Source organism: Natronorubrum daqingense (assembly GCF_001971705.1).
GTDB classification, from domain to species: domain Archaea; phylum Halobacteriota; class Halobacteria; order Halobacteriales; family Natrialbaceae; genus Natronorubrum; species Natronorubrum daqingense.
On the sequence record NZ_CP019327.1, the window covers coordinates 2,136,923 to 2,162,354 of the forward strand.

Annotated in this window: 18 protein-coding genes; 12 read left to right on the forward strand and 6 right to left on the reverse strand. The window is 62.0% G+C overall.

Annotated features, from left to right (window positions below; genetic code table 11):
* Positions 1 to 130 precede the first annotated feature (130 nt).
* Entirely contained in the window at positions 131 to 3,094 is a 2,964-nt protein-coding gene (uvrA, locus tag BB347_RS10400) for an excinuclease ABC subunit UvrA (protein ID WP_076581197.1), read from the forward strand.
* A 23-nt stretch (positions 3,095 to 3,117) separates the two neighbouring features.
* On the opposite strand, the gene BB347_RS10405 is transcribed toward uvrA, so the two are convergent.
* Positions 3,118 to 3,681 (reverse strand): DUF3368 domain-containing protein, encoded by a 564-nt coding sequence (locus tag BB347_RS10405; RefSeq protein ID WP_076581198.1) that lies wholly within the window; start codon positions 3,679 to 3,681, stop codon positions 3,118 to 3,120.
* The gene (locus BB347_RS10410; protein ID WP_076581199.1) at positions 3,678 to 3,974 is read right to left on the reverse strand and encodes a ribbon-helix-helix protein, CopG family; all 297 of its coding nucleotides are present in this window, start codon (positions 3,972 to 3,974) and stop codon (positions 3,678 to 3,680) included. The genes BB347_RS10405 and BB347_RS10410 overlap by 4 nt, the downstream gene beginning before the upstream one ends.
* Positions 3,975 to 4,195: 221 nt before the next feature.
* On the opposite strand from BB347_RS10410, the gene BB347_RS10415 reads away from it, so the two are divergent.
* The 3 genes from BB347_RS10415 (at position 4,196) to BB347_RS10425 (ending at position 6,721) form a co-directional block, all read left to right on the forward strand.
* On the forward strand, positions 4,196 to 4,615 hold the full coding sequence (locus BB347_RS10415) for a hypothetical protein (RefSeq protein ID WP_076581201.1): 420 nt from the start codon (positions 4,196 to 4,198) through the stop codon (positions 4,613 to 4,615).
* 54 nt (positions 4,616 to 4,669) lie between these two features.
* The gene (locus tag BB347_RS10420) at positions 4,670 to 5,029 is read left to right on the forward strand and encodes a hypothetical protein (RefSeq protein WP_076581203.1); all 360 of its coding nucleotides are present in this window, start codon (positions 4,670 to 4,672) and stop codon (positions 5,027 to 5,029) included.
* Positions 5,030 to 5,275: 246 nt separating this feature from the next.
* Positions 5,276 to 6,721 carry an APC family permease gene (locus tag BB347_RS10425; RefSeq protein WP_236996002.1) on the forward strand — a complete coding sequence of 482 codons (1,446 nt, stop codon included), beginning with the start codon at positions 5,276 to 5,278 and terminating at the stop codon, positions 6,719 to 6,721.
* Positions 6,722 to 6,795: 74 nt separating this feature from the next.
* Here the strand turns inward: BB347_RS10425 and BB347_RS10430 are convergent, their stop codons facing one another.
* Positions 6,796 to 7,200, reverse strand: coding sequence for a CBS domain-containing protein (locus BB347_RS10430; protein ID WP_076581207.1), 405 nt, complete (start codon positions 7,198 to 7,200; stop codon positions 6,796 to 6,798).
* A gap of 144 nt (positions 7,201 to 7,344) precedes the next feature.
* Between BB347_RS10430 and BB347_RS10435 the strand changes: the two genes are divergently transcribed.
* Genes BB347_RS10435 through BB347_RS10445 form a run of 3 tightly spaced genes read left to right on the forward strand, consistent with a single transcriptional unit; the run spans position 7,345 to position 14,651 of the window.
* A complete protein-coding gene (locus tag BB347_RS10435; RefSeq protein ID WP_076581209.1) occupies positions 7,345 to 9,711 on the forward strand; it encodes a hypothetical protein in 2,367 nt (788 codons plus the stop codon).
* Positions 9,704 to 10,771, forward strand: coding sequence for a PD-(D/E)XK nuclease family protein (locus tag BB347_RS10440; protein WP_076581211.1), 1,068 nt, complete (start codon positions 9,704 to 9,706; stop codon positions 10,769 to 10,771). Before BB347_RS10435 ends, BB347_RS10440 begins: the two co-directional genes overlap by 8 nt.
* Positions 10,764 to 14,651 (forward strand): UvrD-helicase domain-containing protein, encoded by a 3,888-nt coding sequence (locus tag BB347_RS10445; protein WP_076581213.1) that lies wholly within the window; start codon positions 10,764 to 10,766, stop codon positions 14,649 to 14,651. Before BB347_RS10440 ends, BB347_RS10445 begins: the two co-directional genes overlap by 8 nt.
* Before the next feature lie 48 nt (positions 14,652 to 14,699).
* Here the strand turns inward: BB347_RS10445 and BB347_RS10450 are convergent, their stop codons facing one another.
* Positions 14,700 to 15,119 carry an EamA family transporter gene (locus BB347_RS10450; protein ID WP_076581215.1) on the reverse strand — a complete coding sequence of 140 codons (420 nt, stop codon included), beginning with the start codon at positions 15,117 to 15,119 and terminating at the stop codon, positions 14,700 to 14,702.
* Positions 15,119 to 15,538, reverse strand: a complete 420-nt coding sequence (locus BB347_RS10455) for an EamA family transporter (protein ID WP_076581217.1) — start codon at positions 15,536 to 15,538, stop codon at positions 15,119 to 15,121. Before BB347_RS10455 ends, BB347_RS10450 begins: the two co-directional genes overlap by 1 nt.
* 135 nt (positions 15,539 to 15,673) lie before the next feature.
* Here BB347_RS10455 and BB347_RS10460 point away from each other — a divergent pair, with 135 nt between their 5' ends.
* The 3 genes from BB347_RS10460 (at position 15,674) to BB347_RS19485 (ending at position 17,687) form a co-directional block, all read left to right on the forward strand.
* The gene (locus BB347_RS10460; RefSeq protein ID WP_076581218.1) at positions 15,674 to 16,183 is read left to right on the forward strand and encodes an 8-oxo-dGTP diphosphatase; all 510 of its coding nucleotides are present in this window, start codon (positions 15,674 to 15,676) and stop codon (positions 16,181 to 16,183) included.
* A 116-nt stretch (positions 16,184 to 16,299) separates the two neighbouring features.
* Positions 16,300 to 16,887 (forward strand): polymer-forming cytoskeletal protein, encoded by a 588-nt coding sequence (locus BB347_RS10465; RefSeq protein ID WP_076581220.1) that lies wholly within the window; start codon positions 16,300 to 16,302, stop codon positions 16,885 to 16,887.
* 263 nt (positions 16,888 to 17,150) lie between these two features.
* Complete coding sequence (locus tag BB347_RS19485) at positions 17,151 to 17,687, forward strand: hypothetical protein (protein WP_076581222.1); 537 nt, start codon at positions 17,151 to 17,153, stop codon at positions 17,685 to 17,687.
* A 47-nt stretch (positions 17,688 to 17,734) separates the two neighbouring features.
* Here BB347_RS19485 and BB347_RS10475 read toward each other — a convergent pair whose 3' ends face one another.
* Positions 17,735 to 18,706 (reverse strand): quinone oxidoreductase family protein, encoded by a 972-nt coding sequence (locus BB347_RS10475; RefSeq protein WP_076581224.1) that lies wholly within the window; start codon positions 18,704 to 18,706, stop codon positions 17,735 to 17,737.
* A gap of 137 nt (positions 18,707 to 18,843) precedes the next feature.
* On the opposite strand from BB347_RS10475, the gene proS reads away from it, so the two are divergent.
* Both proS and gltB read left to right on the forward strand, forming a co-directional pair.
* Positions 18,844 to 20,325, forward strand: a complete 1,482-nt coding sequence (gene proS, locus BB347_RS10480; protein ID WP_076581226.1) for a proline--tRNA ligase — start codon at positions 18,844 to 18,846, stop codon at positions 20,323 to 20,325.
* Between the two features lie 513 nt (positions 20,326 to 20,838).
* Positions 20,839 to 25,389: a glutamate synthase large subunit gene (gene gltB, locus BB347_RS10485; protein WP_170872002.1), complete on the forward strand. Its 4,551-nt coding sequence runs from the start codon at positions 20,839 to 20,841 to the stop codon at positions 25,387 to 25,389.
* Positions 25,390 to 25,432: the final 43 nt, after the last annotated feature.

Sequence of the window (25,432 nt, forward strand, 5' to 3'; positions counted from 1 at the left end):
GGCAACATATGCTAGCACAGCCCACGCTGCCGGGCTTCCAGACGCGTTAAGTCCTTCCGGCCACTGACTCACGCACAGTGAATCGAGCGTTGCGTCGCGACCCAATTCGATCACCACTCACCACCTACACATGAGCAAAGACTACATCGAGGTGCGAGGTGCAGAGGAGCACAACCTCAAAGACCTCGACGTCACGGTCCCCCGCGAGGAGTTTACCGTCGTCACCGGACTCTCCGGATCGGGGAAGTCCTCGCTGGCGTTCGAGACGATCTACGCCGAGGGACAGCGTCGCTACATCGAGAGCCTCTCCGCGTACGCCCGGAACTTTCTCGGGCAGATGGACAAACCGCAGGTCGAGACCGTCGAGGGCCTCTCTCCGGCGATTTCGATCGACCAGAAGAACGCCGCGAACAACCCTCGTTCGACGGTGGGGACCGTCACGGAACTCCACGACTATCTCCGCCTCCTCTACGCCCGCGTCGGTACCCCCCACTGTCCCGACTGTGGCCGCGAAGTCGGTGAGCAATCCGCCCAGAACATGGTCGAGCGCATCCTCGAGTTGCCCGGGGGAACGCGAGCGAAACTCGCCGCTCCGGTCGTCCGCGACCAGAAAGGAGCCTTCGAGGACCTCTTCGAGGAACTCGTCTCGGAGGGGTACTCCCGCGTCGAAATCGACGGCGAGGAGTACGATCTCACCCTCGACGACCCCGACCTGGACGAGAACTTCGATCACACCGTCGACGTTGTCGTCGACCGCGTGAAGGTGAGCACCGAGGCCCGTCCGCGGATCATCGACAGCGTCGAGACGGCCCTCGAGGAAGCCGAGGGCGTCCTGAAGGTTATCCTGCCCGACGCACCCGAGGAGGTCGCGTCGGATTTGGGCGAGGCGGCCCGCCGAACTGGTGCGCTGGGCGACGAGACCGAGGAGGAGGATCGCTTCGTCGTCGAGTTCTCGAAGGACCTCGCGTGTACTCACTGCGGAATCGACGTGCCCGAAATCGAGACCCGTTCGTTCTCCTTCAACTCGCCCCACGGGGCCTGTCCGGAGTGTGAGGGACTCGGCGAGACGAAAGAGATCGACGAGGGACTGGTCATTCAGGACGAATCCAAGTCGCTCAAACACGTTTTCGAACCCTGGAGCTACAACCGGTCGTACTACCAGACGCGACTCGACGCCGTCGCCGAACACTTCGACCTCTCGCTGTCGACGCCGTTCGAGGACCTCGAGGAAGAGACCCAACAGGCCTTCCTCTACGGCACCAGCGAGAAGGTGACATTCGAGCGACACACCCGAAACGGGACCCGACGCAAGCGAAAGCGCTTCGAAGGCGTCATTCCGAACCTCGAGCGTCGATACCTCGAGACCGACTCCGATTCGACCCGCGAGCACATCGAGGACTACATGTCGGCGACGGAGTGTCCGTCCTGTGACGGCACCCGTCTCAAGGCCGCGAGTCGGGCCGTGTTCATCGACGGGACCGCGATCACCGAGATCAACGGGCTGAGCATCGGCGACGCCTTAGCCCACTTCGAGTCGATGGAAGCTGACCTCACGGAGCGTGAGAAGGTCATCGCCGAGGAGATTTTGAAGGAGATCCGGGCTCGACTCGGCTTCATGGTCGAAGTCGGCCTCGAGTACCTCACCCTCGACCGGGAAGCCGCGACCCTCTCGGGCGGCGAGAGCCAGCGTATTCGACTCGCGACGCAGATCGGGTCCGGGCTGGTCGGGGTGCTCTACGTGCTCGACGAACCATCGATCGGACTCCACCAGCGGGACAACGACCGACTGCTCGATACCTTAGAGGAACTCCGAGACATCGGAAACACCCTGATCGTCGTCGAGCACGACGAGGAGACCATGCGACGTGCGGACAACGTCATCGACATGGGTCCCGGTCCGGGCAAACGTGGCGGCGAAGTCGTCGCCAACGGCTCCGTCGAGGACGTCAAAGACTGTGAGGAGTCCATCACCGGCGACTACCTCTCCGGCCGTCGGCAGATTCCGGTTCCGGACGAACGCCGCGACCCGGAGGGCGCGCTGACCATTCGCGGCGCTCGCCAGCACAACTTAGCCGACCTCGACGTCGACATTCCCCTCGGAAACTTTACCGCGATCACGGGCGTCTCCGGCTCCGGCAAATCGACGCTCATGCACGAGGTGTTCTACAAGGGCCTCGCCCGCCAGATGAACGACAACACGAGCGTCATCCCGGGCGACCACGACGGCCTCGAGGGCCTCGAGGAGATCGAGACCGTGCGCTTGATCGACCAGTCCCCGATCGGTCGGACGCCCCGGTCGAATCCGGCCACCTACACCAACGTCTTCGACTACATCCGCGACCTGTTCGCCGAGACGAAACTCGCGAAACAGCGCGGCTACGAGAAGGGGCGCTTCTCGTTCAACGTCAAGGGCGGACGCTGCGAGGAGTGTGGCGGACAGGGCACGGTGAAAATCGAGATGAACTTCCTCAGCGACGTCTACGTTCCCTGCGAGGAGTGTGACGGCGCACGCTACAACGACGCGACCCTCGACGTGACCTACAAGGGCAAGACGATCGCCGACGTGCTCGAGATGGAAGTCGACGAGGCCTACGAGTTCTTCGAGTCGAACTCCCAGATTCGCCGGCGACTGAAACTCCTGAAGGACGTCGGACTCGACTACATGACCCTCGGCCAGCCGTCGACGACGCTCTCCGGTGGTGAGGCCCAGCGGGTCAAACTCGCCGAGGAACTCGGGAAGAAAGACACCGGCGAGACGCTCTACTTGCTCGATGAACCGACGACTGGACTCCACCACGAGGACGAACGAAAACTCATCGAGGTGCTCCACCGGCTGACCGACAACGGCAACACCGTCGTCGTCATCGAACACGAACTCGACCTCGTGAAGAACGCCGACCACATCATCGACCTCGGCCCCGAAGGTGGCGAACACGGCGGCGAACTCGTCGCGACGGGAACGCCGGAAGAAGTCGCTCGACTCGAGGACTCACACACCGGTCGGTACCTCCGGGACCTGCTGCCGAAAATCGACCTCGAGGGCCCACGCGGCGAGCGCGTCGAGCCCGTAACGGCGCCGATGGACGACGACTGAGTAGGTTCGGCTGGGTCGGTCGCCTACGTTTCTGCAGCCTCGTCGATCAATCGTTCTGCACGCCGTACCAGTCGTACGCTCAGTCGTGCACCGACTTCGTCCATCGCCCCGAGTGTTTGCTTCGCTTCGGATGCACCAAGATCGCCGCATTCGACGGCTCGAATGAGAAGGCCGATGGTCCCAGAAACGGGAATTGAGAGGATGTTGCAGGTCTTTCGGAGCGGTTTGTCGTCAGTAATTACAACCGAACGTTCGTGAGACAGCGCCGCTGCCAACAACGGGACGTCACCACCCCACTCTTCTGGGTCGGATGCTCTTCCGAGGTGAGTGCGAGCGGTCTCGAGGTGCTCGTCCCATCCGTCGACAGCCGTTTCGTTACGGATGAGTGTCGAGGAGACGATCCAGTCGTCGAGCGCCCGGTCGAGTTCACGTTCGGCTGGCTCAGACGTTATTTCTTCGACGACCGTCTGTGGCATCGTCGCTCGTCCGTCCGTGTCACGGAGAACGTCGAGTGTTCCGAGATCTGCGAGCGTGATGAACACGCACGCATCGACGAGCAGTGTTCGCGGACCACTGTCGTCGGTCATCGGAGTGCGTCCACGTCCGACGGAAGATCTGCTTCATCGTAGTTCGAGAGGACGTTACGCTCGTTTGCTTCGACCATCATCTGTGCAACCGATACGTCGGCGATCTCAGCGGCTCCACGCATTCCGACGGCCCCCTCTCGATAGCGCTCGAGGGCGATTTGAACGAGTTCTTCGCGCGCGCCGCGACGGACTGCTTCCCGAATCGCATCGCTTCGTCCGCCGCCGCGCTGTTCGGCGAGTCGATCGAGGAGATCGAGTTCCTCGTCGCCCATCCGCGCAGTGACGTTTTCCATGGATACTACGATGTGTTGCATCGCATTAAGACTAGCCCTACCGACGGTCGAGCCACGATTTGCCACCGGTCACGAGAGCCGACACCGACCCGTTCTGCGGTCAATCCGGCAGACGGTTACAGTAAATCGTACGATTTAAACGAAGACACGAGTCCACCGAAGTCACGAGGGCTCGAGACGATCCGAACGGTTAACCAAACCGACCGACGAACTGTCAGGAAATGAGCGAACAGAAAGGGGTGATCAAACACGGACTCGCCGGTGGGGGGTTCGTGACGCTACTGTTGGCCGGGCTCTTCGTCGTCGGACTCGGCGTCCCGACGAGCGTGTCGATGGTCGGTATCGTCCTCTGGCTCGCCCTCGTCGGCGTCACAATGCTCGTCGCCGGCCTCCGAGAGCGAGTCATCCTCGGGCCGGCGACGCTCGAGTGGCCGCGAGTCGCTGCCATCTCGATCACGATACTGACGCTCGGATGGGTGACGATCAGCCTCGCGGGCATCCTCACCGGACAGACGATGACCGGCCTCGGTTCGCTCGAGGCCGTCCTGACGCTCGGAATGGCGGCGTACTTCGGCTGGTTCGCCCGCGAGTGTTGGGTTGGCGGGGACTGGATCGACGACGCGACGTTCACGGTCGAGTGAGGTACCAAAATCCGTGAGCGGACAGCCAAGACCGTTGCAGTTCTACGACTACCTATGGGTGACCCGAGCCCCGACGACCGACTCGAGGAGACCACAGAGAAACCGAACCGAGCGCCTCCCGAAGACGATCCGACGGACTCGTTCGATCTCGAGCACGCCCAGCGCGTCCGGGTGGGCGTCACTCGCGGCGAGAGCGACCTCGAGGTCGGGCCGCCACGAGAGTATCCCGATCGAGCGGACGTTTCCGTGCGTCCGGAACCGACCGATGACCACCGAATTGTCCTCAGTATCGACGCGATGGCGGGCGATCACGCGACGGGCCACGCCGACATCGAACTGACGCCAGCGGAAGCTCGGACGTTAGGCGACCGCCTCGAGGAGACTGTTCGGTGGATGAGCGACGCCGGCGATTGACGAGCAAACTGTCCGTCTCTCCGTAGCGACGAACCGAGCGATCACCGTTTTCGTTCCGAGTCGTGATCAGAATCGAACTCGCATGCGTGCACTTGTCACTCAAACACACTGTATAAATATATGTGCATTTAGCTTCCATCGTTAACCCACTACATTTCGAAACGAATACATTAATGAGGGGCGGGGAGCCATGACAGCCCGTGATACACCGTGGGTGCTGACGATTTCAAATTAATTAACGAAAAGGTGGGGCCGGGGATAGCGATTGCATTGTTAATCGGGACGGCGCTCGGAATGAGTATCTTTCTCGTTCCGACGCAGATGGCTGCCGAAGCTGGACCGAGTATTATACTCGCAATTTTGTTGGCAATTATCCCGATGGCACTCGGGGTCTTGCAACTCCTTCAACTCGGCGGGGCGATTCCCGTCGCGGGCGGGGCGTATGTCTACGGCTCGAGGCTCGTCGGACCGTTCTGGGGCTTTCTCAACATCATGCTTCCCGTCGTGGCCGTCTGGGCGTACCTCCTCTTCGCTGCGCTTGGATTCGCCCAGTACCTGCCGTACTTCCTCGAGTTGCTCGGATACGGTGTCGACGTGAACACGACTCTCGCGGTGTGGGCGATCCTCGGATTCTTCCTGATCGTGAACTACGTCGGCATTCGAGTGGCGGCGAAGGCACAGATCGCGCTCGTCACCGTGTTGATCGCGGGAATGCTCACGTTCATCGTCGGCGGCCTCGCGTCGTTCGACCCGGGGAACTTCGATCCGTTGTTCCCCGACGGTGAGGGCCAGCCCTTCGAAGACGGACTCGCGCCGTTCTTCCTCGCGATCGTCCTCCTGTACATTCCCTACCAGGGGTTCGCGATGATCATCGAAATCGGCGAAGAACTCGAGAACCCGGTCGAGAACATCCCGCGAGTCCTCGCGGTGGGAATGTCGTTCGTCGCCGTGTTATCGGTCGTCCTCGTCGTCGCGCTGATCGGCGGCGGGTCGTGGGAAGCGGCCGTCGGTGCCGACGGTGAACCCGTCGACGGCGCACTCGCAGCCGTCGGCGAGGAGTTCGGGACGCTGCCCACCGCCGGAATCGTGTTGATCGCCGTGGCCGCGCTTGTCGCTGCGGCGACGACCGTCAACACGCTCTATACCTCGTACTCCCGGACGGTCATGCGCGCCTCGCGTGACAACCTCCTGCCCGGCTTTTTCGCGGGCATTCACGACCGATTCGACACGCCCCACCGCGCCGTTATCTTCATGGGCGTGCCGCCACTCGCCGTCGCACCGTTTATCGGCTATCTCGACGAATTCACCGGCCCGGAGTTCATCGACTGGCTGGTCGTCATCGTCGTCACCGGAACGTTCCTCTCCTTCATGATCAGCGGTATCGCCCTGTGGAACCTCCCCAAGAAGTATCCACAACGCTACGAGTACTCGGTCTACAAACTGCCGCTACCGGTGCTCAAACTCGTCGCTATCGGCAACATCGTGATGTCGTTCGTGTTCATGTTACTCGTGGCCGCGAGCGCACCGACCGCGCTGATCGTCGTCGTCGTCTTCGCGATTCTCTCGACGATCGCCTACGTCTACCAGGTTCGCACGCTCGAGCGAAACGGGACCGACCTCCGCGAGGAGATGTCGTCGCTGCACCACCACGAGGGGAGTTCCCTCCAGACGAGCGAGGGTGACGACGACTAACGAAAACAGGGTTCGCTCGAGACAGCCGTGAAGGCAACACGTTCTCTCAGGGCGTGACAGTCGAGAAGAACCCGTTACTCGGGACTCGGCGTCTGCGCGTGAGAGAGGTACGAAGCCAGATCGGACGTCGTCAGAATGCCGATGACGCCCTCGTCGTCGTCCACGATCGGGAGGTGATGGAAGCCGTGTTCGACCATCGTGTCGGCGGCGTCGCGAATACTCTCCTGTGCGCGCCCCGTCGTGACGTTCTGGCTCATGTACGTCGACACCGGCGTCCGGTCCTTCGGCTTGCGTTCGGCGACGATCCGCACGAAGTCGGTCGTCGTCAAGATACCCTCGAGTCCACCGTCGTCGTCGACGACGATGACCGAACCGATCTCGTTCGCGAGCATCTCCTGTGCGGCATCTTCGACCAGCGTCTCCGGCGAAACCGTCGTCAGCGACGACGACATGACGCGAGCGACGAAAATATCGTCCATACAGATGTGTGCTCGGTCACTCCTATAAGAATTTGCTATGCGGAATCATCGCATAGTCGGTCCGCCATCGACACCATACAAACGAGATGCCGCGGACGGCGCACGTTTATATACGAACATCGCACAAGTCGGTCATATCAATCGATGGCGTCTCAGGAACCCACCCTCCAGGGTACGTGTACGCTCCTTGCTGAACCCTGCTCGAGCGACGCTCTCTTCGACCACATCGCGACGGAGTACGCCGCACTCGCGGACGAGTACGAGCCACAGAACGTGCTGGTCTTAAAGCGCCACCCAGCAGGCCTCGAGAACCTCACCGAAGCCCTCGCAGCCGCCTCGACGGCGGACGATACGCCGAAATCACCGCGCGTCGAGTCGCTGCCCGAACACGCCTCGAAAGTACTCGAGGAGCACGACCCGACGCTGGATCGACTCGAGTACGAAGAACGGATCGAACTCATCTCGCTCGTGATCGACGGCGCGAGTCGCGACGTGCCGGCGTACCTCGAGCGCGCGAGCGACCACGAGAGTTTCGCCCGCGACGTTGGCCAGTTGCTGCTCGAGGCGACCCGCCAACAGTTGGGACTCACGGACGTCGAAGCCGAGGAGCCACGCGAGTCGCTGGCGTTTCTCTACGCGATGAACGACCGGTTTCACGCGGTTCTCGAGGAGCGAGAGTACGTCGAGCGTGCGGACGTCGTTCCACAAACGGTCGATCTGCTCGAGGGCGACGTCGGGGGGCTGCGAACGCGAGTGACGGACTCGATCGACGCCGTCCTCGCCGTCGAGTTCGAGGAGTATCGGCGACTCGATCGGCGGTATCTCGCCGCGCTTTCCGAAGACACTGCACTCGTCTGTCTGGGCGAGCGCCACGCCAGCGTCGAGCGGACTCGAGTCGAACCCGGTTGTATCGAAGATCACGTCGGGGACGGACTGACGGTCGAGATTCTCGATCCGCGACGCGATTGCAGGGAGACCACGCCCGCCAGCCGTTCGCCACAGCAGGCGGTCAGTCGCTTCCTCGCGACTGGGGCGTGCCCCCAGGACTCGGCCGACGATAGTCCACAGCACTCGGCGGGCGCCGATCCAGGACACTCAGCCGGCGATGGATCGCGATCCGACGGGAGAAAACTCGAATCGAACGTCGCCGACGGCGTGTTCCGAATTCGAACGCAGACGGCAGCCGAGCAGGTGAGCACCGTCGCGAGCGAAATTCAGGCGCTTCGCGATCGACACGGCTGGGGATTCGAGGAGTTCGCAGTCGCCGTCCCCCGAATCGAACGGGTCCCCGAAACCAGACGACGGCTTCGAGAGGCAGGGATTCCGACGGCGACGATCGGGACGCCCTCGCTCGCGGAGGACCCAGTGGTGCACGAACTCTACGCGTTCGTCACCCTCCAGGGCGAACGCGAGCGTCGATCGGACCGCGTCGACGCCGAACTCGCCACAGAAGACGCTCGCGAACGGGCGAGTTCCGACCAGCGTGCTCGAGGTCCGATCGATCCACGGGATCCGACGACGGAACCGAGTGACGTGGCTCTCGAGCGACTGCGTGCTCGAGTCGACGGACTCTCCCTCGAGACCGTCGAGTCGTGTTCACACTCGAGGGTCTCCCGCTCGCTCGAGCGCTGGATTCGACGGACGGACCTCAAGGGCCGAATCGCACGCGAGGAGAAGTGGGTCGACGCCCGCGAACAGTTCGCCAGTCTCCGGCGCGTGCTCGAGATCGCTCGCTTTGTCGAGGAGACCGACCTGGTCGGTCCCGACTGGCAGGGCTTGCGGCGGATGCTCCGCCGGACGATCCAGTACGACGCTCCCTACGTCCACGCGGTCGACGCCCAGCCACCGACCGGCGGCGTCACGGTCTGTGCGATCGACGATCTGAAGTACGACACGCGAGAGGCAGTCTTCGTGCTCGATCTGATCGACGACGCCTATCCCGGCGAGCAGTTTCTCACGCAACTGTTTCCGACGGCGTGGGTTCGGGAGATGCCGACGTATCCGGCCGTAACCGACCCGTCCGTCGAAGACGTCACGGCGACGTTCGCCAGCGCGGATCCGGATGGCATCGGCGATCCGTTCGAGGCCTACCACGCTCAGCGCTCGCGTCGCCGCCTCGCACTCGGGGCTCGCGCGGCACGGTCGGCGCTCTACTGTTGTTCGTTCGAACGCGGTGCGGGCGGCCTCGATCGGACACACGACGTATCTCGGTACCTGCAACTGCTCGAGTCCGCACGCGGCAGTGATCTCCCGACCGTCGAACCCGAGACGACGGCAGCGATCCACGGCGAGCAAAACGCACTCGAGGCCGTACTCGCCCAGCCACACGGCGAACTCGAGCGAATCGTTCGGGAAGCGAGTACGGGCGGCGACGCCGACCTCGCCACCACGGAAGAACTGTTCGAAGAGATCGCACTCGTCCTCGCACACGACGAAATCGACGACGAGCTAGCCGACGCCGTCCGCTCACAGTTCGAGTTCGCCGCCGGCGAGGTGATTCGTAATGAGTGACAGTCCCGATACGCCGACGCCGACGCAGACCGGGTCAACAGCCAGTATCGAGCGTCTCCACGTCGACGGACTCACGACCTCCGTTCGCTGTCCACGCAAGTACGAGTTAGCCCACGAACACGACCTCGAGTCGACCAGCGACGAGACGGCGGCTGAGGACCGAGTCGATCTCCTCGGAGGTGCGCTCTGTGCGGCGTTACGAACCGGAGACACCGATCCGGATCGACTCCTCGATGCTGCCACGACCGCGCTCGAGGAACGCTGGAACGACCACGACGAACGGTTTCACTCGCGCGAACAACGCCGCCACGTGCGCCGAGTACTCGACGCGACGCTCGAGGCGTACGTCGACCGGATCGGCGTCGAACACGCCAAAGGGATCGACCGACTCACGAGCGAGACGAACGGCGAGGTGATCGGACCGACCCTCCCGCTCTCGAGTCGCGTGTCGCTGCCCGAGTCGGAAGCAGGTGACGCGAGCGTGACGCTCGAGTCGACCGTCGACTACCTCACCGCGGACGGACGATCCGTCGTCGGCGTTCGGTTCGTGCCGACGCTCGCACCGCTGGGACGACTTCGGTACCGACCCGAGTGGGAGGGAGATATCGAAGCCCAGTTCCACGACCACTTCGATCCCGAAGCGGACGTCTTCGAACCGGGATTCGTCGGTTCGCTGTTCGAGACGGCTGCCGTCGTCGACGGACTCCGCACCCGCTGTCAGCAGTTAGGGCTCGAGAACCGAACGTGTCGGTACGTACAGATACCGGTCGCCGATCGCTCGCAGACGACGGTGAACTGGGTTCAAGAGTCGGTCGACGCGAGTCTCGAGGTACACGACCTGACCGATCGCTACATCGACCACCACACCTACGGGATGACGCACGAACACCGGAATCGAGCGGTCGACGACCGACTCGCGGCCGCCGTAGCGCGAATCGTCGACAGGAAATTCGAACCGGAAACGCGCTGGGAATCGATCTCGAGTGCGTCCTGTCCGGAGTGTGGCTATTCGGTCTGCTGTCAGGAGTATTTGGCCTCGGAGGTGCGATTCGATGGGTGAGAATCCTCACGAGCCGCGGGGCAATCAACAGGGCGTGATCGATAGTACGGCCGCCTGTACCTCCGTCGATGCCGGTGCAGGCACGGGGAAGACGACGACGATGCTCATGCGACTCGAGCAGGCGATCGAGCGAGGCGACGTCGACCCCGCGGACGTGCTGGTGTTGACGTTCGCGAACGAAGCCGCGAGTAGTATTCGCGCTGCGGTGAGCGATCGCCTCGACCCGGAGACGGCCGCCGCGATCGACATCAACACGTACCACTCGTTTTGTTACGGGCTGGTCCGCGAGTACGCCTACTACCTCGGCTACTCGCCCGAATTCGACGTCGTCACTGAACGGACGCGACGCCGGATCGTGGGTCGTTTGCTCGCCGAGAACGAGTACGACTTCGCGACGACGATGGGACGTGGTGAGCCGTCACCGGACGACGTCACCGCCGGCGTCGACCGGTTTATCCAATCGATGAGTCAGGAGGATATCACCCCGGACCAACTGGACGACCAGCTTCCCGCCGTCCGAACGCTCGAACTCTGCCACGAATTCGTGCTCTGGCTCGAGGAAACCGCCGAGGAGCGCCTCTCGTTCGACAACGAGGCGCTTCGGTACTTTAACCGAGACGAACACCTCGAGGGGGCAGAATCCGCGCTCGTCGACTACGGGAAGCTGATCACGTTCTGTCGCGAAAAGATCGCGGAAGCGCCCGCCGCGTTTCGCGGCGACGAATTCGTCCGCGAGATCGATCACTACCTCACGCTCCTCCAACAGAGCGTGACGAACACGATCGACGCGCTCTCACTCGAGGAGCCGACGACGAAACAGCTTCCTCGAGCGCTCTTCGGAAACGAAATCTGGCGCGGCTCGACGGGTCGACTCGAGCAGAGCCCCTTCGGAAGGCTAAAGCACTACGTCGAGTTCGTGCGTCTCGCGCGCCACTACACGGCCGTTTACGCCGATTACCACGCGACTCTCGAGGACGAACGGACGCTGGATTTCGACGAACTCGTGCGGACGGCGACGACGCTGGTTACCGACGACGGCGTTGCGGACGAGATTACGAGCCAGTGGACCCAGGTCTATTGCGACGAATTTCAGGACACAGACCGGACCCAGTTTCGACTCATCACCGAACTCACGGACGGCCCCGACCGGCCCGATTTGCTCGCGATCGGCGACAAGGACCAGTCGATCTACGGCTGGCGCGGTACGGACCGGGAAGGCCTCGACAGACTTGCGACGGTCTACGACGACCACGAATCCTACGAACTCGAGCTCAACTTCCGCTCGAAACAGGAAATTCTGGCCCTAACGAACCATTGCGACTACGGTCAACAGGGCTCGAAGACGCTTCGAGAGGCAGACAGAGCAACGTCGTCGACACCGGCAGACGAAGCTGACCTTGGCTCTGGCCCTCACACCATTTCCGAGTGCGACCGCGACCGCGAATCGCCGACCGGCGGCGAGCGCCGCGGCGACGAGTCAGCCGTCGACCGCGTCGTTAAAGTCGAGAGCGACGAGATCGACCGATCGACGGCCGAGCAGGTCGGGACGACGGTCTCGAGGCTGTTGAACGGCGACGCCGACGCCGTGTCACAGCGCTCGCTCGAAGATATCGCGGTAATCGTTCGGACGAATCGCCACGCACAGGCCGTCGCCGCGGAGTTGAACACCCGTCAACTCCCCTACGAAATATCCGGCTCGGCCTACGGGGAGGTGTCGCCGGGACTGCAAACGCTCCTGTCGTATTTCCGCGTGCTCGTCGATCCCGCCGCAGACGCGCACCTGCGTCGGGTGTTACTCTACCGGTATCGGGTGAGCGAAGCCGACCTCGCGACGTTACAGCGTCGAGACGGAACGCTGTACGACGCCGTGATGGGGCTCGAGTCGGATGCTGACGCCGGTGATGACGCAGACGCCGGTGCTGATACGGGCCTCGAGAGCAGCCTCGAACGACCTAAGCGAGTCCACAACGCACGGACCCACCTCGAGGAACTCGAGACGCTGCGGGACGTCTACCCACTCTCCGGGTTCGTCGGCCGATTTCGGGAGGTGACGCGACTCGAGTGGTACTGCACGAGCGACGAGCGCGACGAACTCGGTCGCCTCGAGCGCTTCATCGAGTCATACACCGCAGATTCGGTGGTCCAGACGGTGACGCCGGCGTTCGTCGACGCGCTCGAGCGTACGCTCCGGAGTGGCTCGGGCGATCGGACGCGGGGTACCCACTCTGCCGACGCCATCGACGTGATGACGGTCCATCAGGCGAAAGGCCTCGAGTTCGATACCGTGTTGGTGCCGTACCTCTCCGACGAGGAGTGGTGCGTCGAGCGCGATTACGCCCGACGGGCACGATACCAGCTACTAGCGGCCACCCTCGACGACGACGTCGACTCGCCGCTGCGTGCGGATCTCGCGGCCGAAACGGTCGGCGAGGAGTGGCGGGTCCTCCACGTCGCGCTCACTCGAGCGGAGAACCACCTCTTCGTTTTCGGTTCGACGTACGATTACGACGGCGAGGACGAGGAACTCGGCGCGTCGACGGCAGATGCGTGTTTGGCGGACGACCTCGAGTGGTCGGTCACCGGCGAGCAAATGACCCTCTGGGAATCCCTCACCAAGAGTTTCGAACGCGTTAGGGAGTCGTTTCCCGAAACAGTCGCCGACAGAACCGACGAAATCGCCGACTCTGCAGATCGAACGCCCGGAACGATCACCTACTACTCCGGCTACGACGACCGGACCGCCGAGCCACTCGAGACCCGGACGGCCATCGAGACGGTTCACGACCTCGGGCGGATGCTCCGGGAGGGCACGTTGTTGCCTGTAGCCGACGCAGTGAGCGCTACCGGTGACGACGTTTTCGGTGGCACAAGCGACGACAACAGTGAATCGAGTACAACTGAGGCTGGCGGAACTGTCGCTGAAACCTCGAGTGCGAGTGCGAGTCGACGAGTGCCGAGCGAACGGCGGCTTTCGTCGCTGACTGGTGAAACCGTTCGATTCCCCGTCGGCACGCTCGCGAACGCGACCGACGTCCCCGCCGCCTTGCGACACAGCTACACCTCGCTTGCGACCCACGAGACGTGTCCGCGAAAGCACTACCTCGATCACGTCGTTCACGCGATCGGCGATTCGTCCGTTCGGACACTCGAGGATGGGACACCTCTCGAGTCTCACTCTGAAGACGACGGGACCGTATCTGGCGATACCGCCGTCCCACGCCTCGTCGGGACGGTTTTCCACGACGTTGCAGAGGAGGCGTTCTATCGAAACGACGCCACTCGAGACGACTGGCGAGAAGTCGCGATCCGGCAACTGACGGCGAGGGGCGTCCTCGAGCATCGAGAGCGCGTCCTCAGTTGTGTGGATCGGTACTTCGACGCGAGTGCGCCCGCGTTCGACGACCCGGTTCACGAGTGGGAGCCACTCGCCGCGGAAGTGCCGTTTACCCTCGCTGACGTGCCGAACGTCCGCGGTGACGTCGTCGGATTCATCGACTCGGTGCGACGGACCCCGGAGGGCGACCTCGTCGTGCTCGACTACAAGGCGACAGCCGAACGAATTTCGCCGTCCGAGGCGTCCCAACTGGCGTTGTACGTCCGAGCGTGTGAGCAGGCGTTCGACGAGCCAGTGACGGCTGCTGGCTACGTTTACGTCGGTCCCGTCGACGGCCCACGCGTCGACCTCTTCGCACCCGAGGAACTCCCCCCGTGGTCCAGTATCCATCGGACGCTCGAGGCGGCTGATGACCCCTCGTTCACCGAAACGACGACCGGCGAGCACTGCCAGTACTGTCCACACCGGTCACTTGGCTGTGCTCCCGAGGAATACATCGATGACCATCTAGAGACGGAACTGGCCGAGTCTGCGGGAGACGACTGAGCTGTAAAATCACTCGCTGTACGGTTGGAACGGTCCACGACTGCGCGCTCACAGCGACATGAGCACGACGGCGAGAACGGCGAACACGATTCCGAGACCGTTTCTGACCGTCAGCGACTCCTCGAGTGCGACGATCCCGATGATCGAGCTCACCGCGATGAACAGGCCGTAAATCGGGACGACAATGCTGACGGGACCGAGCTCGAGTGCGCGGTAGTACGCCAGGAGTCCGATCGCGAGAAGCACACCCCAGGCGACGATGTGTGGCGTTTTCGGGTGGGAAAGATACGGCCGAGGGGAGACACCCTGGTAGAGCAACAACCCGCCGAGCAGTCCGAGCATGATGGTATTCGAAAGGAAGACCGCCATCGTACTCGGAACCGTCTCCATCGCGACCTTGAGCAGCGGCGCGACCAGACTGTACGCGACGAACGCGAGCACCGAGAGTGCGAGGTACTCTCGTTCCATTAGCTCTCACCCGCACTAAGGACGATCGCGAGGACCGCACAGCCGATTCCGGCCGCGCGCGTCACCGACATCGACTCGTCGAGAAAGAGGATTCCCAACACCGAACTGCCGACGATGAACATACCGAAGATCGGGACGACGACGCTGACCGGGCCAGTCTCGAGTGCGGCCGTGTACGCCAAAATCCCCGCCGTGAGAAACGCGCCCGCGATGTAGATGTAACCGGCCTCGAGCGAGACCACGAGCGATGGATCGGCACCGCCAGTCACCACCAGTACGCTGCTCGCAATCGCGAGAAAGACGAGCGTCGAGAGGAACAATCCCGGCGTCGCCGGCACGTCTTGCATCACGACGCTCGTGAGCGGCGCGACGAACGAGTACGCGAGGAGTGCTATCAGAACCCACAGTAAATACTCCATACAACGTCACTGCTATCGAATCAGTATAAACACCACGGGCTATCCGTCAGGACCACTCCCCTCGACGCCGTTCCCGACGACCGGGGTCGAAGTGCGATGGTGACGGTTTATCTTCACTCGAGCGAACATTCCCGTATGACCGAGACGACGCTGTGTTTTCCGCGACGGACTCGCGAGAGCGCTAGTGGATCTGTCGAAGAAGTGCTCCTTATCGAAAAACGGCGAGGGCTCGGCGACGGCCTGTACAACGGACCCGGCGGTAAACTCGAGACCGGTGAAACGCCACGCGAGTGTGCCGTCCGAGAGACGCGAGAGGAGGTCGGCCTCGAAATCGATCCCACGGACCTCGAGAAGGCGGGGGAACTCACCTTTCTGCTCGACGGCGAGCGACACTCGGTCTGTCACGTCTTTCGAACGCGGTCGTTTTCGGGGGAACCGACGACGACCGCGGAGGCGAGGCCGACGTGGACCCGCGTCGACGATGTTCCCTACGATCAGATGTGGGACGACGACCACCGTTGGCTCCCGGGCGTCCTCGAGGGCGAGACTGTCGTCGGTGACTTCCACTTTGAAGGCGGAAAGCCGCTGGACGAAGCCGAATTCGTCGAGTATGATCTCGAGTGGAACGTTTCGTTAGACGAGTGATCGAGACGATTTCGCCCGACGACGAGATTCTCCTCCGTTCAAGTCTGTATAAAATCTACAGCAATCATCGATCCACAAATCTTTTATAAGAAATGAAAGTACGAAGGCGTGCAACGATGACTGATCTTACCCGCCGACGAACGATTGCTGCAGCGGCAGTTGGAACTGTTGGCGCAATCGCCGGCTGTGTCGACGATCTCGCGAACGGAGACGACGACACTGACGACGCCGGTAGCGGTGACGACGACGCCGATAACGGCAACGGAAACGGAGGGGACGAGGAAGTCATCGACGAGGATATCGACGAAATCTCAGCAGACGGCGACGTCGAAGTGCAGGCCGATATCGACGTCGACGGTCCGATCGACGCCGACGGCGACGTGTACCTCGAGGAAGATGCAGACGTAGACGGAGACGTCGAAGCAGTCGGTGCTGTGACGACCGAACCCGATGTCGATATCGACGGCGGTATCGATGCCGGTAGCGACGTCGACCTCGGTGAAGACACCGATGTCGATGGCGATATCACCGCAGGCGGGTCTGTGACGACTGATGCTGACGTCGATATCGATGGTGATGTCGACGCAGATGGCGACGTCGAACTCGGCCCCGACAACGACGTCGACGGCGACGTCAGCGGTGAAACGGTCGAACAAGGCGACGGCACCGACGTTCAAGGTGACGTCGAGGAAGCAGACGAATAACGTCGCTCGCAACGACCGTCGATCCGATCGTCACGCGGTTCATTTATTCTGGCACTGGGACTTACCGTCGGTCAGACGACGGTCTTGTGCTATCGTTGACGTCAACTCTCGAGTAAGACGGTTGATGATACCAGATCAAATTGCACATACGTACTCGAGAAAACGACTTCAAACACTGCGAGAAGGACAGTATCAGTGGATTTACTCGAGTGAGTATCGGCTGAATACTCTTTTACCCGTTCGTGGTACGACGGACCGAGAGAATGACACAGACCACTCGTCGCCGAGCGATCGTCACAGTCGTCGTCGGCACTATCGGAACACTCGCAGGCTGTGTAGACACAACGTTCGACGACGATCCCGACGAGGAGAGCGAAACCGAGGACAATATCTTTGGAGACGACGCTGGCGACGTCGGTAACGAAAACGAATCTGACAGTGACGACGATGAGGACGATGAGGACGATGACGGCGATGACGATGATGACGAGGGCGAGGACGACGATGACGGCGATGACGATGATGACGAGGGCGAGGACGACGATGAGAGCGATGACGATGATGACGACGAAGACGACGAAGACGACGATGACGGCGATGAAGACGATGAAGACGATGAAGACGACGAAGACGATGATGACGAAGACAGCGAAGACGACGACGATGAAGACGACGAAGACGATGATGACGAAGACAGCGAAGACGACGACGATGATGACGAAGACGACGAAGACGAAGACGATGACGACGATGACGACGAAGACGAAGACGATGATGACGAAGACGACGACGGTGATTAAAAAAGAGCCAACTGGGTACTTTCACACCGCCCAGCCTGCATCGACACTCAGGACGTAAGAACGACCTTTCCGGCGCTTTTGCGGTCTTCGATATACTGGTGAGCAGTCGCTGCATCCTCGAGTGCGAACGATTCGCCGAGGACGACCTCGAGGTCGCCGTCGGTCAGCCCCTGCGTGAGTTCCGGAACGGCCTTCATAACCGTACTGGGATCGTGAACCGATGCCTGACCGAGGTGAAAGCCCTTGATGGTCTTGTTCTCGAAGAGCAGTCTACGATTTTCGATTTCGCCGGGGACACCACTGGCGACGCCGTAGGTGACCATCCGGCCGAAGTGCGTCATTGCATCGAGGCTGCGCTCGAAGACGTCGTCGCCGACGCTCTCGAGGACGAGATCGACGCCTGCTCCGTCGGTTTCCTCGTCGACGGTCTCGCGGAAGTCGGTCTCGGTGTAATTGATCGGGTGATCGCAGCCCAACTCGGCTGCGAGGTCGAGTTTCTCCTGCGTACTCGCCGTTCCGAACACCTCCGCACCTGCATTAGACGCGAGTTGCACCGCCGCCGTGCCGACGCCGCCCGCCGCAGCTTGAATCAACACCGACTCGCCCTCCTCGAGGTCGCCCCACTCGAACAAACAGCTGTGGGCGGTCAGAAACTGAACGGGAAAACCAGCAGCTTCCGCGAAACTCATCTCCTCGGGAATCGGGAACAGCATCTGTGCGTTCGCCGTCGCGTACTCGGCGTAGCCACCGGTGTTGAGCATCGCGACGACGCGGTCACCCTCCTCGAGGTCGACTCCGTCGCCAGTGGCGTCGATCGTGCCTGCGGCCTCCATTCCGGGCACGTAGCCCTCGTCGGGTCCGCCCGGGTAGACCCCGCGGCGCTGCATGATGTCGGCGAAGTTGATCCCCGCCGCTTCGACTTCGATGCGGACCTCACCCGCGCCTGGTTCGGGGACGTCGGCGTCGATTACCTCGAGTTGGTCGCTGTCTCCGTATTCGGACACCTGAATGGCCTTCATGGGTTCTAGTGGGCGACACACCTGCATAAAGTCCCGAGAACCGGAGTGAACGAGTCGACCGTTGTCACTCACGCGCAGTGTCACGAGCCGTCTCCCCTTCGTATGGTTTAAGAGCGCGCTGACTGCATAGCGAAACAATGAGCGACGAGAGCCAGGAACTCGGGATCACCGAGTCGAAATCGCACAAACCGGGCGAGTGGTACGCCGAAGTCGTCAAGAAGGCGGACCTCGCCGACTACGCGCCGATGGGCGGCTTCATCGTCACGAAGCCCCGCGGCTACGCCCTCTGGGAGGCTATTCAGGACGCCCTCGACGGCTGGTTCAAAGAGACCGGCGTCGACAACGTCTACTTCCCAATGTTCATCCCCGAAAGCTTTCTCGAGCGCGAGAAAGATATCGTCGAAGGATTCGACCCCGAAGTCGCGTGGGTGACCCAGGGCGGCCACGACGAACTCGAGGAGCGCCTCGCCGTCCGCCCGACGAGCGAGTCGATTATCGCGCCGTTCATGGCCGACTGGACGCGCAGTCACCGCGACCTGCCGATGCGAATCAACCAGTGGTGTTCGGTGGTTCGCTGGGAAGCGACGGAGACGAAGCCGTTCTTCCGGACGAAGGAGTTCATGTGGCAGGAAGGTCACACCGCCCACGCGAGCAACGAGGGCGCGTGGGAGGAAGTCTGGACCCGGCTCTCGCAGTATGAACGCGTCTACGAGGACGTGCTGGCGATTCCGGTGTTGCGCGGGAAGAAGCCCGAACACGACAAGTTCCCCGGCGCGGATACGACGACGACCGTCGAGGCGCTCATGCCCGACGGCAAGTCCGTTCAGGGTGCGACGAGTCACAACCTCGGGCAGAGCTTCGCCGAGGCGTTCGACATCACGTTCTCGGGCGAAGACGAGGAAGACCGTACCGCCTACACCACGTCGTGGGGGCTCTCCTGGCGAGCACTCGGCGCGCTCATCATGACGCACTCCGACGACCAGGGACTCGTCCTGCCGCCGACGGTCGCCCCGACACAGGTCGCCATCGTCCCGATTTGGCAAGAGGACACGAAAGACGACGTCCTCGAGTACTCCGCAGGAATCGCCGAGGAACTCGAGGAGGCCGGCTTCCGCGTCGAACTCGACGACCGCGACGAGCGAAACCCCGGCTTCAAGTTCAACGAACACGAACTCAACGGAGTTCCTCTGCGACTGGAAATCGGACCCTACGAGGTCGAGGACGACGAGGTGACGCTGGTTCATCGACCGGACAACGAAGAGGCCGTCGAGGACCGCGCAGAAATCGTCGACGCCGTCGACACACACCTCGACGACGTCTTCGACAAGTTGTACGACGAGGCGGAAGCGAACCTCGAGGAGAACGTCCGCGAAGCCTACTCACCGGAGGAAATCCTCGGCACGATTGGTAAACACGGTGGTTACGTGAAGACGTCGTGGTGTGGCGACGAGGCGTGTGAGGAAGCGATCAAGGAGAAAATCGCAGCCGAAATCGTGATGCAACCGCTCGAGGACGAAGGTGGGGAGACGGCGGGCGAGGTCCCCGAACCGGACCGCGAGGAGTGTGGCGTCTGCGGGGACCCCGCAGATCAGATCGCGTACTTCGCCAAATCCTACTGACGAAGAGACGATTCGACCGGTATCCAATTTCGAGACCGAGCGTAATATTCCAAAGTGCCGATATCGGCTCGTCCAAGCGTTCATCGTGTACTCTACACAAATTCGAAGCGAGCAGATTTCCCCAGAACCGTGCCTGTCACCCACACCCATACCTAACTCTTTAACCCAATACTGCTTACGGCTGGCATTTAAACGAAGAAATGTGGTGTTCACTCTGGTGGGTGAGCACTACGTGCCTCTGACACATTCTGCCCTCGTCGGGCAGTTTTCCTCGACTCGAGTACCGACTATCCGATACGTGACACTCGAATTCTGATTGTCTTCTCACAGTGGCGGGGAAGTATACAATATCTAATACGAGCAAACGAGGCGCACTGAGTCACCCGGACTGAGTGGTCAATAATCGACGATAAATCGTGATAGTCGATAGACCTTATATACGATAATATGTGTCTATAATACACTTAGTCATTATGGAGTAGCCTCATATAGCAGTTCTCGCTACTGGAGTGTATGCCACAGCCACAGATAGCGTCATCCACCGAGCGTTCACAGGGGCTCGCAGACCCTTCGGACGAGCGGTCGAACTGCGGCGTCGGCGTCGTCATGGACCTCACTGGGGACGGGGGTCACGACGTCGTCGCTGACGGACTCGAACTACTGCGGAATCTCGAACATCGAGGGACGACCGGCGCGGAGAAAAACACCGGCGACGGGGCAGGAATTATGCTCCAGACGCCTCACGCATTCTTCGAGGACGTTCTCGAGACGACGCTTCCCGACATCTATGCGGTCGGCTCGCTCTTTCTTCCACAAGACGACGGGGCACGCGAAGAAATCGTCTCGATCGTCGAAGAAACGCTCGAGACGTACGATCTCGAGGTCCTCGAATGGCGAAACGTTCCGACCGACAACGCCGACCTCGGCGCAACCGCCGTCGAATCCGAACCCGACGTCAGGCAACTCGTCGTCGCACCCGTAGACGATATCGGTAGCGACGATTTCGACCGACGCCTCTACGTCGGCCGGCGCGCACTCGAAACGGCGGTCGGCGAGAGCGATATCGACGGCAACGACCGATTCTACGTCTGCTCGCTCGATTCGGACACGATCGTCTACAAGGGCTTGCTCAAGGGAGTGCAGGTCCCCTCGTACTATTCAGATCTTACCGACGACCGTCTCGAATCGACGTTCGCGATGGTCCACGAGCGCTTCTCGACGAACACGCTCGGGGCCTGGCACCTCGCACACCCCTACCGAAACGTCATTCACAACGGCGAGTTCAACACCATTCAGGGCAACATCAACTGGATGCGCGCCCGCGAGACCGACATCGAGAGCGACGTTTTGGACGATCTCGACGCCGTTAAGCCGATTATCGACGATCCAGAACAATCCGACACCGCGAGCGTCGACAACGCGCTCGAACTCCTCATGCAGGACGGCCGGGACCTCGAGCACGCACTGCGAATGCTCGTTCCCGAAGCCTGGCGCGGTGACGACGCGATGGATCAAGATCGGAAGGACTGGTACGACTTCCACGCCTCGCTCGTCGAGCCGTGGGACGGTCCCGCACTCGTCGCGGCAACCGACGGCGAGCGCGTCGGTGCCGTCCTCGACCGAAACGGTCTCCGACCGTGTCGTTACGACGTGACGACCGACGACCGTCTGATCATGGCGAGCGAAGCCGGTGCACTCGAGCCCGAACCCGAGGAAATCAAAGAACGGGGGCGACTCCAGCCCGGCCAGTTGTTCCTCGCCGACCCGAACGAGGGACGCGTCATCCCCGACGACGAAGTCTTCGAGGACCTCACCGACGACCGCTACGGCGAGTGGGTCGAGCAAGAGCAAGTCTCACTCGAGGAAATTCGGACGGCCGACGACAGCGAACCTCGCCAGCCAGTCGATGGCCTGCGAGACCAGCAGGCCGCCTTCGGCTACACGCACGACGAACTCGAGAACATGATCGAGCCGATGACCCAGAAGGGTAAAGACCCCGTCGGGTCGATGGGCGACGACACGCCGTTGTCCGTGCTCACCGAATTCAACCGGCCGCTGTTTTCGTACTTCAAACAGCTCTTCGCACAGGTCACGAATCCGCCACTCGATTACATCCGCGAAGAACTCGTGACGAGTCTCGAGAGCCGACTCGGCTACCAGCGAAACCTGCTGACCGAATCGCCCGAGCACGCTCGCCAACTCGTCCTCGACTCGCCGATCCTGACGGACGTAGAACTCGAGTCGATCCGGGAGTGTGAGGCGAACGACATTACGGCCGCGACGATCGATATCACCTACGAACGGACGAGCGAGGTGCCCGGACGTGACCTCGAGGCTGCACTCGAGCGCGTCCGTGAAGACGCCGTCGAAGCCATCGAATCGGGACACGACGTGCTCGTATTGTCCGACCGAAACGTCTCCGCGGACCGAGCGGCGATTCCGAGCCTGCTCGCGACCGGTGGCGTTCACCACCACCTCGTGCGCAACGGCCTGCGAAATCACGTCGGACTCGTCGTCGAGTCCGCCGACCCCCGAACCGTCCACCACTTCGCGACGCTCGTCGGCTACGGCGCTGGGGCGGTCAACCCGTACCTCGCCTACCAGACGATCGACGACCTCACCGCCGGCCCCGACGGCGCGGATACCGAAGTCGCCATCGACGCCTACGTCGGTGCGCTCGAGGACGGCCTGTTGAAGATCATGGCCAAGATGGGCATCTCGACGGTCGAGAGCTACCAGGGCGCACAGATCTTCGAGGCCGTCGGACTCGACTCTGACCTCGTCGCCGAATACTTCGAGGGAACCGAAAACCGAACCGAGGGGATCGGACTCGTCGAAATCGAGGCAGATGTCCTCGAGCGCCACGACGCGGCATTCGCCGAGGACGAGTCTACCCTCGACCGACAGGGCGAGTTCGAACACCGATCCGATGGTATCACTCACCAGTGGAATCCACAGACCGTCGGCGCGCTCCAACAGTCCGTGCGCTCGAACGACTACGAGCGCTACCAGGAGTTCGCCGAACTCATCAACGACCAACAACAGGACCTCCAGACGCTTCGTGGATTACTCGAGTTCGATTCCGATCGAGACTCGGTCCCCATCGAAGACGTCGAGCCGATCAAGGACATCGTCCAGCGCTTCTCGACGGCGGCGATGAGTCTCGGCTCGCTCTCACCGGAAGCCCACGAGAACAACTCGATCGCGATGAACCGCATCGGCGGCAAGTCCAACTCCGGTGAGGGCGGAGAGCCACCGGAACGCTTCGACACCGAACGCGAGTGCAACGTCAAGCAAGTCGCCTCCGGGCGATTCGGCGTCACCTCGACGTACCTCTCCTCGGCGGACGAACTCCAGATCAAGATGGCCCAGGGTTCCAAGCCCGGCGAAGGTGGCCATCTCCCTGGCGAGAAGGTCAACGAGATGATTGCGCACGTCCGGAAGTCGACGCCTGGCGTCGGTCTCATCTCGCCGCCGCCGCTGCACGATATCTACTCGATCGAGGACCTCAAACAGCTAATCTTCGATCTGAAAGCGGCAAACGAGGAGGCGGACATCAACGTCAAACTCGTCTCCGAGGCCGGCATCGGTACGGTTGCCGCCGGCGTCGCGAAGGCGAACGCCGACGTGGTCCACATCTCGGGTCACTCCGGGGGTACTGGGGCCTCTCCGCGGACCTCGATCAAGAGCGCTGGGCTCCCCTGGGAGCTCGGCCTCGCGGAAGCCAACCAGATGCTCTGTCAGACCGGCCTTCGCGGCCGCATTCGCGTCTCCGCGGACGGCGGGATGAAGACCGGACGGGACGTCGCGGTCGCCGCGTTGCTCGGTGCCGAGGAGTACATTTTCGGGACGTCCTCGCTCGTTACGGGTGGCTGCGTGATGGCTCGGCAGTGTCACAAGAATACCTGCCCGGTCGGCGTCGCGACCCAGCGCGAGGACCTGCGCAAACGGTTCCCCGGCGAACCCGAACACGTCATCAACTACATGACGTTCATCGCCCAGGAACTGCGCGAGATTATGGCCGAACTCGGATTCCAAACGATCGACGAAATGATCGGCCACGTCGAGGTGCTCGCCCAACGCGAGAACGTCGAGCACCCGAAAGCGCGCAAGGTCGACCTCGCTGCGGTCCTCGCAGATCCCGGCAGCGACGTGCGCCGGAAGATCCGCGAGCAAGATCACGAACTCGAGGAGCAACTCGATCGCGACCTCATCGATGCGGCAGCGAACGCGATCGAAAACGAGGAGCCAGTGACGCTCGAGACAGCGGTTTCGAACGTCGATCGAACTGTCGGCGCGATGCTCTCCAATCGCATCACGAGTCGGTACGGTGAGCCCGGATTGCCAGAGGATACGATCACGGTCGACGCGGAGGGGACGGCCGGACAGAGTTTCGGTGCGTTCCTCGCGAGTGGCGTCTCAATGCACTTAGACGGCAGTGCGAACGACTACGTCGGCAAGGGCCTCTCCGGCGGAAAGATCACCCTCCGAACGCCGGAGACGGCGACCTACGATCCGGCAGAAAACATTGCGATCGGGAACGTCGCACTGTACGGTGCGACCGACGGCGAATTATACGTCAACGGCGTCGCCGGCGAGCGATTCGCGGTCCGCAACTCGGGGGCCAAAGCCGTCGTCGAAGGCGTCGGCGATCACGGCTGTGAGTACATGACCGGCGGCGTCGTCGCCGTGTTGGGCGAAACGGGCACGAACTTCGCGGCCGGCATGTCCGGCGGCGTTGCCTACGTCTACGACCCCGACGGCGAGTTCGCCGACCGCGCGAACACTGGGATGGTTTCGCTCCACGACGAACTCGAGGAGAAAGACGAGGAGATGCTGCGTCGCCTGGTCGAGAACCACGTCGCCTACACCGGTTCCGAGCGGGGCGAACTCCTCCTCGAGAACTGGGAGCGCACGCTCGAGGCCTTCGTGAAGGTCATGCCAGAAGCCTACCACGAGGCGATTACCGAGCAGGGAAGTGACGACGTTCGCGCCGAACTGCCTGGCACGCCCGAGGCCGGAATCGAAGCCGAGTCGGCTAATTACGCTGCGAGCGACGACTGACTCGGTCCGGTCGCGAAGACGGCACGCTCGAGCGTTGGTGACG